Below are 15,014 nucleotides of genomic sequence, written 5' to 3'. Positions count from 1 at the left end.
TCCGCAGAGACGAGGAAAGAACCCGTGAGCGACGTACGAAACGTGATCATCATCGGCTCCGGGCCGGCCGGTTACACGGCCGCCCTGTACACCGCACGCGCTTCGCTCAACCCCTTGGTCTTCGAGGGAGCCGTCACCGCCGGCGGTGCGCTCATGAACACCACCGAGGTCGAGAACTTCCCCGGGTTCCAAGACGGCATCATGGGTCCTGACCTCATGGACAACATGCGCGGTCAGGCCGAGCGCTTCGGCGCCGAGCTGGTCCCCGACGACGTCGTGGCCGTGGACCTCACCGGCGACATCAAGACCGTCACCGACACCGCCGGTACCGTGCACCGCGCCAAGGCCGTCATCGTCACCACCGGTTCCCAGCACCGCAAGCTCGGCCTGCCGAACGAGGACACCCTCTCCGGCCGCGGAGTCTCCTGGTGCGCCACCTGTGACGGGTTCTTCTTCAAGGACCAGGACATCGCCGTCGTCGGCGGCGGCGACACCGCGATGGAGGAGGCGACCTTCCTCTCCCGCTTCGCCAAGAGCGTCACCATCGTCCACCGTCGTGACAGCCTGCGCGCCTCCAAGACCATGCAGGACCGCGCCTTCGCCGACCCGAAGATCAAGTTCGCCTGGGACAGCGAGGTCGCCGAGATCCACGGCGAGCAGAAGCTTTCCGGTCTCACCCTGCGCAACACCAAGACCGGTGAGACCTCCGAGCTGCCCGTGACCGGCCTCTTCATCGCCGTCGGCCACGACCCGCGTACGGAGCTGTTCACGGGGCAGTTGGACCTGGACGACGAGGGCTACCTCAAGGTCGCCGCGCCGTCCACGCGCACCAACCTCACCGGTGTCTTCGGCGCCGGCGACGTCGTGGACCACACCTACCGTCAGGCGATCACCGCCGCCGGCACCGGCTGCTCGGCCGCCCTCGACGCGGAGCGCTTCCTCGCCGCGGTCGCGGACGCCGAGAAGGCCCACGCGGCCGTCTGATCCAGCACCACCCCACACCCCGCACACCCCGCAGAAGGAAATAAGGAGGCCGCTGTGGCCGGCACCCTCAAGACCGTGACCGACGCCAGCTTCGATCAGGACGTCCTGGCCAGTGACAAGCCCGTCCTGGTGGACTTCTGGGCCGAATGGTGCGGCCCGTGCCGCCAGATCGCCCCGTCCCTGGAGGCCATCGCGGCCGAGTACGGCGACGAGATCGAGATCGTCAAGCTGAACATCGACCAGAACCCGGACACCGCCGCCAAGTACGGCGTCATGTCCATCCCGACCCTGAACGTCTACCAGGGTGGCGAGGTCGTCAAGACCATCGTCGGTGCCAAGCCGAAGGCCGCCATCCTGCGCGACCTCGATGGTTTCGTGACCATCAAGCCCGTCGGCTGATCCACTGCTTGTTTCACGTGAAACGGGGCCGCCCCCTCAAAGGGGCGGCCCCGTTCGCATACCCGGTTCACTTCACATACCCGGTTCACAACGGGCGCAGTGCCGGCTCCTTGCGCGCCCGGGCCCCGCCCAACAGCCGGTCCAGCGCCAGCTCCACGTCTTCCTTCCACGACAGCGTCGACCGCAGCTCCAGCCGCAACCTCGGGTGCGCCGGATGCGGCCGTACCGTCTTGAAGCCCACCGACAGCAGATGGTCCGCCGGCAACAGACAGGCCGGGCGTTCCCAGCGTGCGTCCCCGAACGCCTCGATCGCCCGGAAGCCCCGCCGCAGCAGATCCTTCGCGACCGTTTGGACCATGACCCGCCCCAGGCCCTGGCCCTGGTATCCGGGCATGATCCACGCCGTGATCAACTGCACCGCGTCCGGAGACACCGGGCTGGTGGGGAACGAAGCGGCCCGCGGCACGTACGCCGGTGGCGCGTACAGCACGAAGCCCACCGGCACCTCGTCGACGTAGACCACCCGACCGCACGAGCCCCACTCCAGCAGGACGGCGGAGATCCACGCCTCCTTCTCCAGCTCCGGAGTACCCGCCTTCACGGCGGCCTCACCGGTGACCGGATCGAGCTCCCAGAACACGCAGGTGCGGCAACGTCGGGGCAGGTCCTGGAGGTTGTCCAGCGTGAGCGGCACCAACCGACGACCCATACACGCATCGTATCCGCTGCGACAAAAGGGCGGGTCGTACCGGACACCCGGCACGACCCGCCCCTCGGCTCCGCTGTCGAAGCCCTGCTTCTACTCCCCGGAGAGCCCCTGGTCGAGCACCCGGCCCTCGCCCGGTGCGAGCGTCCCCAGAATCCGCTCCAGATCCTCCATCGAGGCGAACTCGACGGTGATCTTGCCCTTCTTCTGGCCCAGGTCCACCTTCACCCGGGTCTCGAACCGGTCCGACAGCCGCGTCGCCAACTCGCTGAGCGCCGGCGCCACCCGGGCACCCGCCCGAGGACCCTTCGGCTTCACACTGCTCGACGGCTCCGAGCCCATCAGCGTCACGATCTCCTCGACCGCGCGCACCGACAGCCCCTCGGCCACGATCCGGTGTGCCAGCTTGTCCTGGACCTCGGAGTCCTCCACGGACAGGAGAGCCCTCGCGTGACCGGCGGACAGGACACCCGCCGCCACCCGCCGCTGCACCGAGGCGGAAAGCCTCAGCAGCCGCAGCGTGTTCGACACCTGCGGACGCGAACGCCCGATCCGGTCGGCCAGCTGATCGTGCGTGCAGTTGAAGTCCTTGAGCAGCTGGTCGTACGCGGCCGCCTCCTCCAGGGGATTGAGCTGCGCCCGGTGCAGGTTCTCCAGGAGCGCGTCCAGCAGCAGCTTCTCGTCGTCCGTGGCCCGGATGATCGCCGGGATGGAGTCCAGCCCCGCCTCCCGGCACGCCCGCCAACGCCGCTCGCCCATGATCAGCTCATAGCGACCCGGCGCGGACTGCCGCACCACCACCGGCTGGAGCAGGCCCACCTCCTGGATGGAGGTCACCAGCTCCGCCAACGCGTCCTCGTCGAACACATCACGGGGCTGCCGCGGGTTCGGCACGATCGCGTCCATCGGAAGTTCCGCGAACGTCGCCCCGGCCACCTCATTGGCCGGCGGCGCCGCCTGCTCCGGCACACGCACCGGCGCGGCCGCCTCCGAGGTTTCACGTGAAACATCGGCCTGCGCCAGCGCCGCGAGCTTCGCCGCCGCGATACCGCGATCGGACGTCAGCACCTGCCCGGCCGCCTGAGGCGTCGAACCTTCCTCGGCCGCCGGTGTCCTCTCCTGCGGAGCTGCGGGAATCAGCGCGCCGAGCCCCCGTCCCAGCCCCCTACGTCGCTCACTCACTGGATCCCCTCCGCCATGCTCTGCGTGCTGTTCGTGCCCGCGCCCAGATGGGCATGCTGGGCGTCGTAATGGATTCCGGCCCCCCGCAGCGCGATCTCCCGCGCGGCTTCCAGGTAGGAAAGGGCTCCGCTGGAGCCCGGGTCGTACGTGAGAACCGTCTGACCGTAGCTCGGGGCCTCGGAGATGCGCACCGAGCGCGGGATGCTGGTCTTCAGCACCTCCTTGCCGAAGTGCGTGCGCACCTCGTCCGCCACCTGCGAGGCCATCCGCGTTCTGCCGTCGTACATGGTCAGCAGGATCGTGGAGACGTGCAGTGTCGGGTTCAGGTGGGCCCGCACCAGATCGACGTTGCGCAGCAGCTGCCCCAGACCCTCCAGCGCGTAGTACTCGCACTGGATCGGGATCAGTACCTCGGCGCCCGCGACCATCGCGTTCACCGTCAGCAGCCCCAGGGAGGGCGGGCAGTCGATCAGGATGTAGTCCAGCGGCTGCTCGTACGCCTGGATCGCCCGCTGGAGCCGGCTCTCGCGAGCCACCAGCGACACCAGCTCGATCTCCGCACCCGCCAGGTCGATCGTCGCCGGGGCACAGAACAGGCCCTCCACGTCCACCACCGGCTGAACGACCTCCAGCAGGGGCCGGCTGTCCACGAGCACGTCGTAGATGGACGGCACGTCCGCGTGGTGGTCGATCCCCAGCGCCGTGGAGGCGTTGCCCTGCGGGTCGAGGTCGATCACCAACACCCGCGCACCGTGCAGGGCCAGCGAGGCCGCCAGATTCACGGTCGTGGTGGTCTTGCCCACGCCGCCCTTCTGGTTCGCCACCACCATGACCCGCGTCTGCGCGGGTCGGGGCAGGCGTTCACCCGCACGGCCCAGCGCGTCGACCGCGATCTGGGCGGCTCGACCGATGGGTGTGTCTTCGTTGTCCACCAGGGGGGACGATGTTTCACGTGAAACATCCTCGCCCGGCGATTCAGAGCGGGGACCAGGGACCGGATCGGCCATCGGCCCCGCGAGGTTGGCGTCGGACCGCACGGTGTCACTCTCCTCGACATCAGGCTCGCGATGAACAGAGCCTGCCATGTCACCGGGGCCGCGAACCAGCGGGGCCCGAACTCCTGTGGATGAATCCACCGATGTGGACAACTCCGTCCCCCCTGCGGCCTTGCGTTCGCGAGGGGACGCAGCCGCACGACCGCGGCTGATGATTCCGTGCAGCAGAGAGCGACGTTTCACGTGAAACACGATGCCCGGACGGAGTCTCAAGCTCCCTCCGACACTCCGGCGCCCCTGCCGATAGGCCCCCAACACGCCTGAAATCCCCGCAGTACTCACGGGGATTTCAGTGATCGGTGGCGCTCGGCGTGGTCAGCGGCGCCGGCGCGTACGGCTCGTCCGGGCGGCCTTGGCCCGTTTGGCCGCGAACCTCACCCCACCGGGGCTCTCACCCACCTCGACCCGCACGACCGTCGACAGGGGGTCCACGACACCCTCGCCCACGTGCAGCACCGAGGTCTTCACCACACCGAGCTTCGCCAGCGCGACCTTCGCCGCCACCAGCTCCTCCTCGGCGGTGTCACCCTTGAGCGCCAGCATCTCTCCGTACGGGCGCAGCAGGGGGACACCCCAGCCGGCCAGCCGGTCGAGCGGGGCCACCGCGCGCGCCGTCACCACGTGCACGGGCTGCACCTTGCCGAGGACCTCCTCGGCCCGGCCGCGCACCACGGTGACGTGGTCGAGGCCCAGCAGTTCCACGGCTTCCTGGAGGAAGTTCGTCCGACGCAGCAACGGTTCCAGCAACGTGATCTTCAGATCCCGGCGCACCAGCGCCAGGGGGATGCCGGGGAGGCCGGCGCCGGAGCCCACATCGCACACGGTGACGCCCTCGGGCACGACCTCGGAGAGGACCGCGCAGTTCAACAGGTGCCGCTCCCACAACCTGGGCACCTCACGCGGGCCGATCAGACCGCGCGTGACTCCCGCGTCCGCCAGCAGCTCCGCGTACCGCACGGCTTCCGGGAAAAACTCGCCGAATACCGCACGCGCCTCTTCGGGCGCCGGGGGAAGCTCAGCTGCCTCCGTCACGGGGACCGTCCTTCCGTACAGAACTCACTCTTCGAACAACGGGCACTGCCAGGCTTACAAACATCGGCCCCGCCTGCGACACAGGCGGGGCCGACCTCACGCTCTTCCGGTCAGGCCGGGAGTACGACGACGAAGCGCTGCGGCTCCTCGCCCTCGGACTCGCTCTTCAGACCGGCGGCCGCCACGGCGTCGTGGACGACCTTCCGCTCGAAGGGGGTCATGGGAGCCAGCTTCAGCGGCTCACCGGAGGCCTTCACGTCCGCCGCGGCCTGGGCGCCGATCACGGCCAGCTCCTCGCGCTTCTTCGCGCGGAACCCGGCGATGTCCAGCATCAGCCGGCTGCGGTCCCCGGTCTCGCGGTGCACGGCGAGGCGGGTCAGCTCCTGAAGGGCTTCCAGTACCTCACCGTCGCGGCCCACGAGCTTCTGCAGGTCGCGGGCGGAGTCGCTGACGATCGACACCGCGGCGCGGTCCGCCTCGACGTCCATGTCGATGTCGCCGTCCAGGTCGGCGATGTCCAGCAGGCCCTCGAGGTAGTCGGCCGCGATCTCACCCTCCTGTTCGAGGCGGGTCAGGGTGTCGCCGCCCTCAGCGGCGGCGGTGGTGGTGCCTTCCGTCACGGGAGGGGCTCCTTCTACTTCTTGGAGGGCTTGCTGGGGGGCGTCTGACGCTTCGACTTCGTCTGCCGCTTCGGCTGCTGCCGCTTGGTCGCGACACCGCCGCTCGCCGCGTCCTCATCGGCCGTGGCCTCAGAACTCTTGATCACGGAGCCGTCCGCCTGCGCGGCCATGCCCTGCTTCGTCAGCGCGGTGATGAACTTGCGCTCGTTGTCGTTGCGGTCCGGGCCCTTGGCCACGATCGCGGCGACGATCTTCTTCTTGCCCCGGCCCTTGATGGCACCGTGCGTGGTGACGTGCTTCACCAGGCGGGTCAGGTACTGGTCCTGGGCCTTGCTTCCCGGCGTCGGGTTCTGGTTGATCACGTACATCTGCTGGCCCATGGTCCACAGGTTCGTGGTCAGCCAGTAGACGAGGACACCGACGGGGAAGTTGATGCCCATGACGGCGAAGATCACCGGGAAGATGTACATCAGCATCTTCTGCTGCTGCATGAACGGCGTCTTGACCGAGAGGTCGACGTTCTTCTGCATCAGCTGGCGCTGCGTGTAGAACTGCGACAGCGACATCATCACGATCATGACCGCGGTCACGACGCGAACGCTGGTCACCGAGGCGTCCAGGCTGGCGATCTTCTCGGCGCTGTCCGTGAACTTCGCGGCGAGCGGGGCTCCGAAGATGTGCGCCTTCTGGGCGCTCACCAGCAGCGACTCGTTGATGTAGCCGATCGGCTTGCCGTTGGCGATGTTCGCGAGCACGTGGTAGAGCGCGAAGAAGAACGGCGACTGCGCGAGGATGGGAAGGCACGAGGAGAGCGGGTTGGTACCCGTCTCCTTGTACAGCTTCATCATCTCTTCGGACTGACGCTGCTTGTCGTTCTTGTAGCGCTCCTGGATCGCCTTCATCTTCGGCTGGAGCGCCTGCATGCCACGCGTCGACTTGATCTGCTTCACGAAGAGCGGGATCAGGCAGATACGAATCAAGATCACCAGGGACACGATGGACAGGCCCCAGGCCCATCCACTGTCGGCGCCGAAGATCGCGCCGTACACCGTGTGGAACTGGACGATGATCCATGACACGGGTGTGGTGATAAAGCTGAACAGACTGGCAATCGTGTCCACTAATCAGGCTCCTTGAGCATTGCGAGATCTACGCAACGCACTGCGCAGCTGCTCGTGCCAACGCGGGCGTTTCCGGGGTGGGACATGATCCACACCACCCGGGGACCACGGATTGCACCGCAGGATCCGCCAGGCGGTCAGAACCGTCCCCTTCACCGCACCATGCCGGTCGATGGCCGTGAACCCGTAGTGCGAGCACGAGGGGTAGTAACGGCACACCGGCCCGAGCAGCGGACTGATCGTCCACTGGTACAGCTTGATCAAAGCGAGCAGCGGGTACTTCATCGAGCCGCGCCTCCCAGTAGCCGCTGCAGGGCGGCATCCAGGTCACGGGCCAGCTCGTCGAGGCCGGCATCACCCGAACCGGGCAAGGCCCGCACCACCACCAGGCTACCGGCGGGGAGCTGAGGGAGCCGTTCGCGGACAAGATGGCGCAAACGGCGCTTGACCCGGTTGCGTACGACAGCGTTGCCGACAGCCTTGCTGACGACGAAACCCGCACGCGTCGAGGGATCGATCTCCCCCGGCTCGTGCGGGTCCGTTGCACCGCTGGTACGTAGGTGTACGACGAGAAGCGGGCGTCCTGCCCGCCGGCCCCGTCGTACCGCGCTCGCGAAGTCCTCGCGCCGCCTCAGCCGATTTTCGGGAGACAGCACGACGTCACGACCTGCGTGTGGGTTACGCGGAAAGGGCGGCGCGGCCCTTGCCGCGGCGGTTCGCGAGAATCGCGCGGCCGGCACGGGTACGCATCCGCAGGCGGAAGCCGTGGGTCTTGGCACGACGGCGGTTGTTCGGCTGGAAGGTGCGCTTGCTCACTCGGGGGCTCCAGAGAATGAATCGTTGTGGCGGGACATCGCCTGGCTGTCACCGTGCGCCCACGAAGGAGATGAAACTCGCGTGTTCGCCCGAGTGGCACCGCTACATGATCACTGTGTGTGATCTTCGCCCATCGGTAGGCAGGCGGCAGCAGCCATCGACAACTCGACCTCGTCACGGTACGCGCGGCTACGCCATCCGGTCAAACCGAGCCTCGGTGGCCCCACACTGTGCACAGGCTGTGGACAACGACTTGAACCCTACCCACCGGCCTGACTACCGTTGCCTGATCCCGGATTTTTTTGTCCCGACCGTCCCAAAGAACCACACATTCGTGGGACCGGGACCTGTGAGAGAGCGTGCTCTGTGGCTGACGTACCTGCCGATCTTGCCGCAGTGTGGCCACGCGTGCTCGAGAAGCTCCTCGGAGAGGGGCAGCAAGGTATCGAGCCGAAGGACAAGCAGTGGGTCGAACGCTGCCAGCCCCTCGCGCTCGTCGCCGACACCGCCTTGCTCGCCGTCCCCAACGAATGGGGCAAACGCGTTCTCGAAGGTCGCCTCGCGCCGCTCATCAGTGACGCGCTCAGTCGCGAGTGCGGGCGCCCGATCCGGATCGCGATCACGGTGGACGACTCCGCCGGCGAGCCGGCGCCCACCCCCTCCTCCCAGCAGCGCGAGTCCTACGAGCCGTACGGCGGCCAGCGCCCCGGCGGCCACACCGGTCATACGGGTCACAACGGTCCCGGGGGCCACACCGGTCCCAGCGACGACCAGTTGCCGACCGCCCGGCCCGCCTACCCGGACTACCAGCAGCAGCGCCCCGAGCCCGGCGCCTGGCCCCGCGGTGGTCAACAGGACGACTACGGCTGGCAGCAGCCCCGTCTCGGCGGCTTCCCCGACCGTGACCCGTACGCCTCTCCCCAGCCCGGCTACCTCCAGCAGTCCGAGCCCTCGGGATACGACCAGGGCGGCTACGAGCAGCAGAAGTACGAGCAGTCCTCGTACGAGCAGCAGGACTCGCACCAGCAGCACGGGTACGAACGACAGCAGTACGAGCAGCCGCAGCAGCGCCAGATCCCCAACCGGCCGGCGCCCTCGGCCCCGTCCGGCGGCTCCACCTCGGGCCCGCTGGAGCCGACCGCCAGACTGAACCCCAAGTACCTCTTCGACACCTTCGTCATCGGCGCCTCCAACCGCTTCGCGCACGCCGCCGCGGTGGCCGTCGCCGAGGCGCCGGCGAAGGCGTACAACCCCCTCTTCATCTACGGGGAGTCGGGGCTCGGCAAGACGCACCTGCTGCACGCCATCGGGCACTACGCACGGAGCCTCTATCCCGGTACCCGGGTGCGCTACGTGAGCTCGGAGGAGTTCACCAACGAGTTCATCAACTCCATCCGCGACGGCAAGGGCGACGCCTTCCGCAAGCGCTACCGCGAGATGGACATCCTGCTGGTCGACGACATCCAGTTCCTCGCGAGCAAGGAGTCGACGCAGGAGGAGTTCTTCCACACCTTCAACACGCTCCACAACGCCAACAAGCAGATCGTGCTGTCCTCCGACCGGCCGCCCAAGCAGCTGGTCACCCTGGAGGACCGGCTGCGCAACCGCTTCGAGTGGGGCCTGATCACCGACGTCCAGCCGCCCGAGCTGGAGACCCGCATCGCGATCCTGCGCAAGAAGGCCGTACAGGAGCAGCTCAACGCCCCGCCGGAGGTGCTGGAGTTCATCGCCTCACGCATCTCGCGCAACATCCGTGAGTTGGAGGGGGCGCTGATCCGGGTCACCGCGTTCGCCAGCCTCAATCGGCAGCCGGTGGACCTGGGCCTGACGGAGGACGTCCTCAAGAACCTGATCCCGGGCGGAGAGGACAGCGCGCCCGAGATCACCGCCTCCGACATCATGGCCGCCACCGCGGACTACTTCGGGCTCACGGTCGACGACCTCTGCGGCTCCTCGCGCAGCCGGGTCCTGGTCACCGCCCGACAGATCGCCATGTACCTGTGTCGGGAGCTCACCGACCTCTCCCTCCCCAAGATCGGGGCGCAGTTCGGCGGCCGCGACCACACCACCGTCATGCACGCGGACCGCAAGATCCGCGCCCTGATGGCGGAACGGCGCTCCATCTACAACCAGGTCACGGAGCTCACCAACCGCATCAAGAACGCCTGACGCCGGCTCTCCGGAGCCGTGCGCGGGCCCCACGAAGGTCCCGTGAGGGCCCCTCAAACCCGTTTACAGGGCGCTCCCGGACCACAGCGGGGGCGCCCTTCTTCGTCCGTGCGCCCCTCCCCTGTTCGAATACGCCCCCAACGGAGCGCGTCATCCACAGATTGGCTGACTTTCTTCCGTCCACAGCCTGGGGACAGGTTCCGTCACCCACAATCTGTCCACAGGAGTGCAGGTTGAGGGGCCATCAGCGCAGCTCAGCCGCCTGTGGAATTGTGCGCAAAGGCCATCCACAGCCTGTGGGCAAAGAAAATATCCACAGCCCCGTCCACCTCTCTGTCCACCGCCGACCCACAGGTTCCCGCATCCTGTGCACAGGGGTGGAGGACTTCTCCACACCGTTGTCCACTGTTCGGCAACGAGGAGCCCCCTGTCACCGTCCGGAGTGAAAGCGGTCACACGGAAGTCGACGTTTGGTCTGTGGAGTACTGGGGAAAAGCTGGGGACACACCTGTGGAGTAGTGAGGGTCATCTGGGGATGGCCTGTGCAGAACTTTTCGTTCTCCACAGAGACACCGTGTTGTCCACCGGTGTCGCCCACAGGGTGTGGGGATAAAAAACGCGGGCTGACCTGCGAGAACGGGCTTATCCACCGTTTCCACAGGCCCTACTACTACCCCCATAGAGAGTTAGCTCGGATTCGGTTTTCAAGCAGGTCCTGTGCACAACTCGGAGGACAGCCGCCCCGACACCTCGCTTCCGACTTGACCGCCGGCAGCAACGAGTGTCGGCGCCGTACGTCAGACTGGTCCCCGGCATCGAGGCCTCGGTCCGTCGGGACAGCGAGCCATCGAGCCGACGACGAAGGCCGGCAGACGAGCGAGCAACAGCAGGAGGCGGTTCCGGTGAAGATCCGGGTGGAGCGCGACGTACTCGCGGAGGCGGTGGCTTGGGCGGCCCGCAGCCTCCCGGCCCGGCCGCCGGTGCCCGTTCTCGCGGGCCTGCTGCTGAAGGCCGAGGAGGGCACCCTGTCGCTCTCCGGCTTCGACTACGAGGTCTCGGCCCGCGTCTCCGTCGAGGCGGACGTCGAGGAGGACGGCACCGTCCTGGTCTCCGGCCGGCTGCTCGCCGACATCTGCCGGGCCCTCCCGAACCGCCCGGTGGAGATTTCCACAGACGGTGTACGGGCGACCGTGGTCTGTGGCTCCTCGCGATTCACACTCCACACCCTGCCTGTGGAGGAATACCCGACGCTGCCGCAGATGCCGACCGCGACCGGCACCGTGCCCGGCGAGGTCTTCGCCTCCGCCGCGGCCCAGGTCGCCATCGCCGCCGGCCGTGACGACACGCTGCCCGTGCTGACCGGTGTCCGCATCGAGATCGAGGGCGACCGCGTCACCCTGGCCTCCACCGACCGCTACCGCTTCGCGGTCCGCGAGTTCCTCTGGAAGCCGGAGAACCCGGACGCCTCGGCCGTGGCCCTGGTGCCCGCCAAGACGCTCCTGGACACCGCCAAGTCCCTGACCAGCGGCGACACCGTCACCCTGGCCCTGTCGGGCTCCGGCGCCGGTGAGGGCCTCATCGGCTTCGAGGGCGCGGGCCGCCGCACCACCACCCGGCTGCTCGAAGGCGACCTGCCGAAGTACCGCACGCTCTTCCCGACGGAGTTCAACTCCATCGCGGTGATCGAGACGGCGCCCTTCGTCGAGGCCGTCAAGCGCGTCGCCCTGGTCGCCGAGCGCAACACCCCGGTTCGCCTGAGCTTTGAGCAGGGCGTGCTGATCCTGGAGGCCGGCTCCTCCGACGACGCACAGGCTGTGGAGCGCGTCGACGCGAAACTGGACGGCGACGACATCTCGATCGCCTTCAACCCGACCTTCCTGCTGGACGGTCTGAGCGCGATCGACTCGCCCGTCGCGCAGCTCAGCTTCACCACGTCGACCAAGCCGGCGCTGCTCAGCGGCCGCCCGGCGATCGATGCGGAGGCCGACGAGGCCTACAAGTACCTGATCATGCCGGTGCGCCTGTCCGGTTGAGTCCGTCCCGTCGGGCCCGGCCTCGCCACCGCGAGGCCGGGCCCGACGGCGTCCGGCGCCCGCCCCGGGGCGTCCGTGGCGCCCCGGGGCGCGGCCCGGCGTAGGCTCGGATCCCGGGGCGGACCCCGATACTCCAGGGCCCCCGGCACAGACGGCCACAACGCTTAAGGAACCACCTGATGGAGCTTGGTCTCGTCGGTCTCGGCAAGATGGGCGGCAACATGCGCGAGCGCATCCGCCGCGCAGGCCACACCGTCATCGGATACGACCGCAACCCTGACCTCGCCGATGTCCACAGCCTGCGGGAACTCGTGGACAGCCTGCAGGCCCCCCGCGTGGTGTGGGTGATGGTCCCGGCAGGTGCGGCGACGCAGTCCACCATCGACGAGCTCGGCGAGCTGCTCTCGCCCGGCGACGTCGTCGTGGACGGCGGCAACTCCCGCTGGACCGACGACGAGAAGCACGCCGAGGAGCTCAAGGCCAAGGGCATCGGCTTCGTCGACTGCGGCGTCTCCGGCGGCGTGTGGGGCCTGGCGAACGGCTACGCGCTGATGTACGGCGGCGACAAGGACCACGTCGCCGCGGTCCAGCCGGTGTTCGACGCCCTCAAGCCCGAGGGCGACTTCGGCTCCGTGCACGCGGGCAAGGTCGGCGCCGGCCACTTCGCGAAGATGGTCCACAACGGCATCGAGTACGCCATGATGCAGGCCTACGCCGAGGGCTGGGAGCTGCTGGAGGCGGTGGACTCGGTCACCGACGTCCGCGAGGTGTTCCGGTCCTGGCAGGAGGGGACGGTCATCCGTTCCTGGCTGCTGGACCTCGCCGTGAACGCGCTGGACGAGGACGAGCACCTGCAGCAGCTGCGCGGCTTCGCGGCGGACTCGGGCGAGGGCCGCTGGACGGTCGAGGCTGCCATCGACAACGCCGTGCCGCTGCCCGCGATCACCGCGTCGCTGTTCGCCCGCTTCGCGTCCCGTCAGGACGACTCCCCGCAGATGAAGATGATCGCCGCGCTGCGCAACCAGTTCGGCGGCCACGCGGTCGAGAAGGTCTAGCCGGCAAGGCCCGGTGGCCGGCGCGGCCGTGCCACCGGGCCGCACCAGACGACCACAGCACCACAGCGAGAAGCAGGAAGCCGGGGGAGGTCGGCGCCATATGCACGTTTCGCATCTCTCACTGGCCGACTTCCGCTCGTACGCCCGGGCCGAGGTTCCCCTCGGTCCGGGCGTCACCGCTTTCGTGGGCCCGAACGGTCAGGGCAAGACCAACCTGGTCGAGGCCATCGGCTATCTGGCCACCCTGGGCAGCCACCGGGTGTCCTCGGACGCCCCGCTGGTCCGAATGGGCGCGGAGCGGGCCGTGATCCGGGCCGCCGTCACCCAGGGCGAACGGCAGCAGCTCGTCGAACTGGAGCTGAACCCGGGCCGCGCGAACCGCGCCCGGATCAACCGGTCCTCGCAGGTCAGGCCCCGGGACGTGCTGGGGATCGTCCGGACGGTGCTGTTCGCGCCCGAGGACCTGGCGCTGGTCAAGGGCGACCCCGGTGAGCGCCGCCGCTTCCTCGACGAGCTGGTCACCGCCCGCTCGCCCCGCATGGCCGCCGTCCGCTCCGACTACGAACGCGTGCTGAAGCAGCGCAACACCCTGCTCAAGTCGGCGGCCATGGCGCGCCGGCACGGCGGCCGGTCCATGGACCTGTCCACCCTCGACGTGTGGGACCAGCACCTCGCCCGCGCGGGCGCGGAACTCCTGGCCCGGCGCCTCGACCTGATCGCCACCCTGTTGCCGCTGGCCGACAAGGCGTACGAACAGCTCGCGCCCGGCGGCGGACCGCTCGGGTTGACGTACAAGTCCTCGGCCGGCGAAGCGGTGGACAGCGGCGAGGCGCGCACGCGAGAGGCCCTGTACGAGGTCGTCCTGGCGGCGCTCGCCGACGTGCGCAAGCAGGAGATCGAGCGGGGCGTGACCCTGGTGGGGCCGCACCGCGACGACGTGCTGCTGCGGCTCGGCGAGCTGCCGGCGAAGGGCTACGCGAGCCACGGCGAGTCCTGGTCGTACGCGCTGGCGCTGCGCCTGGCCTCGTACGAGCTGCTGCGCTCCGAGGGCAGCGAGCCGGTGCTGATCCTCGACGACGTGTTCGCGGAGCTGGACAGCAGGCGCCGGGAGCGGCTGGCCGAACTGGTGTCCCGGGGGGAACAGGTCCTGGTGACCGCGGCGGTGGACGACGACGTCCCGGGGGTGCTGGCGGGCACGCGGTTCGGGGTGTCCGGCGGTGAGGTGACCCGACTGTGAGCGATCACGAGAAGAGCCCGGGCGAGAAGAGCCCCGGGGCGAAGCGGCCGGAACAGAAGCAACCGGAGCGCAAGGTCCCGGAACCCTCCGGGGTGGACCTGGCGCGACAGGCGCTGGCGGCGGCGCGCGAACAGGCTCGGGCCCGCGGCAACGCGGCGACGGGCAGGAAGCGGCAGCAGCAGCCCGGCCTGCGGTCCGGCGCCCGCGCCGACGGCCGGGACCCGATGCCGTTGATGGCCGCGCTGGACCGGCTGCGCACGGAACGCGGCTGGGAGATGCCGATGGCGGTGGCGGGCGTCATGGAGCGCTGGTCGGAGATCGTCGGCCCGGAGATCGCCGCGCACTGTGAACCGGAGCGGTACGAGGACCGTGAGCTTCATGTGCGGTGTGACTCCTCGGCATGGGCGGCGCAGCTGAAACTGCTGGCTCCGCAGCTCGTGGCGCGGCTGAACGCCGAGCTGGGGCAGGGCACCGTACGGATGATCAAGGTGTCGGGTCCGGGTGGCCGGCCGAAGCGGCACGGGCCGTGGCGCGCGCCGGGCAGCACGGGGCCGGGCGACACCTACGGGTGAGCGACGGTCACCCGCGGGCGACCGGTGATGCCG

At 68.8% G+C, this 15,014-nt stretch carries 16 protein-coding genes; 7 read left to right on the top strand and 9 right to left on the bottom strand.

Annotated elements, in window-relative coordinates:
* Positions 1 to 24: 24 nt before the first annotated feature.
* Complete coding sequence (trxB, locus tag OTB19_RS16660) at positions 25 to 984, top strand: thioredoxin-disulfide reductase (protein WP_053683943.1); 960 nt, start codon at positions 25 to 27, stop codon at positions 982 to 984.
* A 54-nt stretch (positions 985 to 1,038) separates the two neighbouring features.
* A complete protein-coding gene (gene trxA, locus OTB19_RS16655) occupies positions 1,039 to 1,383 on the top strand; it encodes a thioredoxin (protein WP_053683941.1) in 345 nt (114 codons plus the stop codon).
* 85 nt (positions 1,384 to 1,468) lie between these two features.
* On the opposite strand, the gene OTB19_RS16650 is transcribed toward trxA, so the two are convergent.
* The 9 genes from OTB19_RS16650 to rpmH form a co-directional block, all read right to left on the bottom strand.
* Positions 1,469 to 2,092 (bottom strand): GNAT family N-acetyltransferase, encoded by a 624-nt coding sequence (locus OTB19_RS16650; protein WP_267799016.1) that lies wholly within the window; start codon positions 2,090 to 2,092, stop codon positions 1,469 to 1,471.
* Between the two features lie 90 nt (positions 2,093 to 2,182).
* Positions 2,183 to 3,271, bottom strand: a complete 1,089-nt coding sequence (locus OTB19_RS16645; protein ID WP_267799015.1) for a ParB/RepB/Spo0J family partition protein — start codon at positions 3,269 to 3,271, stop codon at positions 2,183 to 2,185.
* Positions 3,268 to 4,356, bottom strand: a complete 1,089-nt coding sequence (locus OTB19_RS16640; RefSeq protein WP_324290525.1) for a ParA family protein — start codon at positions 4,354 to 4,356, stop codon at positions 3,268 to 3,270. Before OTB19_RS16640 ends, OTB19_RS16645 begins: the two co-directional genes overlap by 4 nt.
* Before the next feature lie 285 nt (positions 4,357 to 4,641).
* Positions 4,642 to 5,358: a 16S rRNA (guanine(527)-N(7))-methyltransferase RsmG gene (rsmG, locus tag OTB19_RS16635; protein ID WP_267799014.1), complete on the bottom strand. Its 717-nt coding sequence runs from the start codon at positions 5,356 to 5,358 to the stop codon at positions 4,642 to 4,644.
* Positions 5,359 to 5,468: 110 nt separating this feature from the next.
* Positions 5,469 to 5,978, bottom strand: coding sequence for a protein jag (locus OTB19_RS16630; protein WP_053683933.1), 510 nt, complete (start codon positions 5,976 to 5,978; stop codon positions 5,469 to 5,471).
* Between the two features lie 14 nt (positions 5,979 to 5,992).
* Positions 5,993 to 7,099, bottom strand: coding sequence for a membrane protein insertase YidC (yidC, locus tag OTB19_RS16625; RefSeq protein ID WP_267799013.1), 1,107 nt, complete (start codon positions 7,097 to 7,099; stop codon positions 5,993 to 5,995).
* A gap of 3 nt (positions 7,100 to 7,102) precedes the next feature.
* On the bottom strand, positions 7,103 to 7,384 hold the full coding sequence (gene yidD / locus OTB19_RS16620) for a membrane protein insertion efficiency factor YidD (RefSeq protein WP_078950077.1): 282 nt from the start codon (positions 7,382 to 7,384) through the stop codon (positions 7,103 to 7,105).
* Positions 7,381 to 7,755: a ribonuclease P protein component gene (gene rnpA / locus OTB19_RS16615; RefSeq protein WP_267799012.1), complete on the bottom strand. Its 375-nt coding sequence runs from the start codon at positions 7,753 to 7,755 to the stop codon at positions 7,381 to 7,383. The genes yidD and rnpA overlap by 4 nt, the downstream gene beginning before the upstream one ends.
* Positions 7,756 to 7,777: 22 nt before the next feature.
* Positions 7,778 to 7,915 carry a 50S ribosomal protein L34 gene (gene rpmH, locus OTB19_RS16610; protein WP_008741645.1) on the bottom strand — a complete coding sequence of 46 codons (138 nt, stop codon included), beginning with the start codon at positions 7,913 to 7,915 and terminating at the stop codon, positions 7,778 to 7,780.
* A 366-nt stretch (positions 7,916 to 8,281) separates the two neighbouring features.
* Between rpmH and dnaA the strand changes: the two genes are divergently transcribed.
* From dnaA to OTB19_RS16585, 5 genes are all read left to right on the top strand, one after another.
* Positions 8,282 to 10,084: a chromosomal replication initiator protein DnaA gene (gene dnaA, locus OTB19_RS16605; protein ID WP_267799011.1), complete on the top strand. Its 1,803-nt coding sequence runs from the start codon at positions 8,282 to 8,284 to the stop codon at positions 10,082 to 10,084.
* A 902-nt stretch (positions 10,085 to 10,986) separates the two neighbouring features.
* Complete coding sequence (gene dnaN / locus OTB19_RS16600; protein ID WP_267799010.1) at positions 10,987 to 12,117, top strand: DNA polymerase III subunit beta; 1,131 nt, start codon at positions 10,987 to 10,989, stop codon at positions 12,115 to 12,117.
* Between the two features lie 179 nt (positions 12,118 to 12,296).
* Entirely contained in the window at positions 12,297 to 13,172 is an 876-nt protein-coding gene (gene gnd, locus OTB19_RS16595; protein WP_053683925.1) for a phosphogluconate dehydrogenase (NAD(+)-dependent, decarboxylating), read from the top strand.
* A 100-nt stretch (positions 13,173 to 13,272) separates the two neighbouring features.
* Positions 13,273 to 14,409: a DNA replication/repair protein RecF gene (gene recF / locus OTB19_RS16590; RefSeq protein WP_267799009.1), complete on the top strand. Its 1,137-nt coding sequence runs from the start codon at positions 13,273 to 13,275 to the stop codon at positions 14,407 to 14,409.
* The gene (locus tag OTB19_RS16585) at positions 14,406 to 14,981 is read left to right on the top strand and encodes a DUF721 domain-containing protein (protein WP_385647186.1); all 576 of its coding nucleotides are present in this window, start codon (positions 14,406 to 14,408) and stop codon (positions 14,979 to 14,981) included. The genes recF and OTB19_RS16585 overlap by 4 nt, the downstream gene beginning before the upstream one ends.
* The last annotated feature ends 33 nt before the right edge of the window (positions 14,982 to 15,014 follow it).

It is taken from the genome of Streptomyces sp. H27-H5 (assembly GCF_026627505.1).
Taxonomy (GTDB): domain Bacteria; phylum Actinomycetota; class Actinomycetes; order Streptomycetales; family Streptomycetaceae; genus Streptomyces.
This window is presented reverse-complemented; position numbering and strand designations above follow the sequence as displayed.

Coding starts and splice junctions, on each gene's coding strand:
- OTB19_RS16650 (WP_267799016.1), bottom strand. CDS start 2,092: ATGGGTCGTCGGTTGGTGCCGCTCACGCTGGACAACCTCCAGGACCTG.
- OTB19_RS16640 (WP_324290525.1), bottom strand. CDS start 4,356: ATGGCAGGCTCTGTTCATCGCGAGCCTGATGTCGAGGAGAGTGACACC.
- yidD (WP_078950077.1), bottom strand. CDS start 7,384: ATGAAGTACCCGCTGCTCGCTTTGATCAAGCTGTACCAGTGGACGATC.
- gnd (WP_053683925.1), top strand. CDS start 12,297: ATGGAGCTTGGTCTCGTCGGTCTCGGCAAGATGGGCGGCAACATGCGC.
- recF (WP_267799009.1), top strand. CDS start 13,273: ATGCACGTTTCGCATCTCTCACTGGCCGACTTCCGCTCGTACGCCCGG.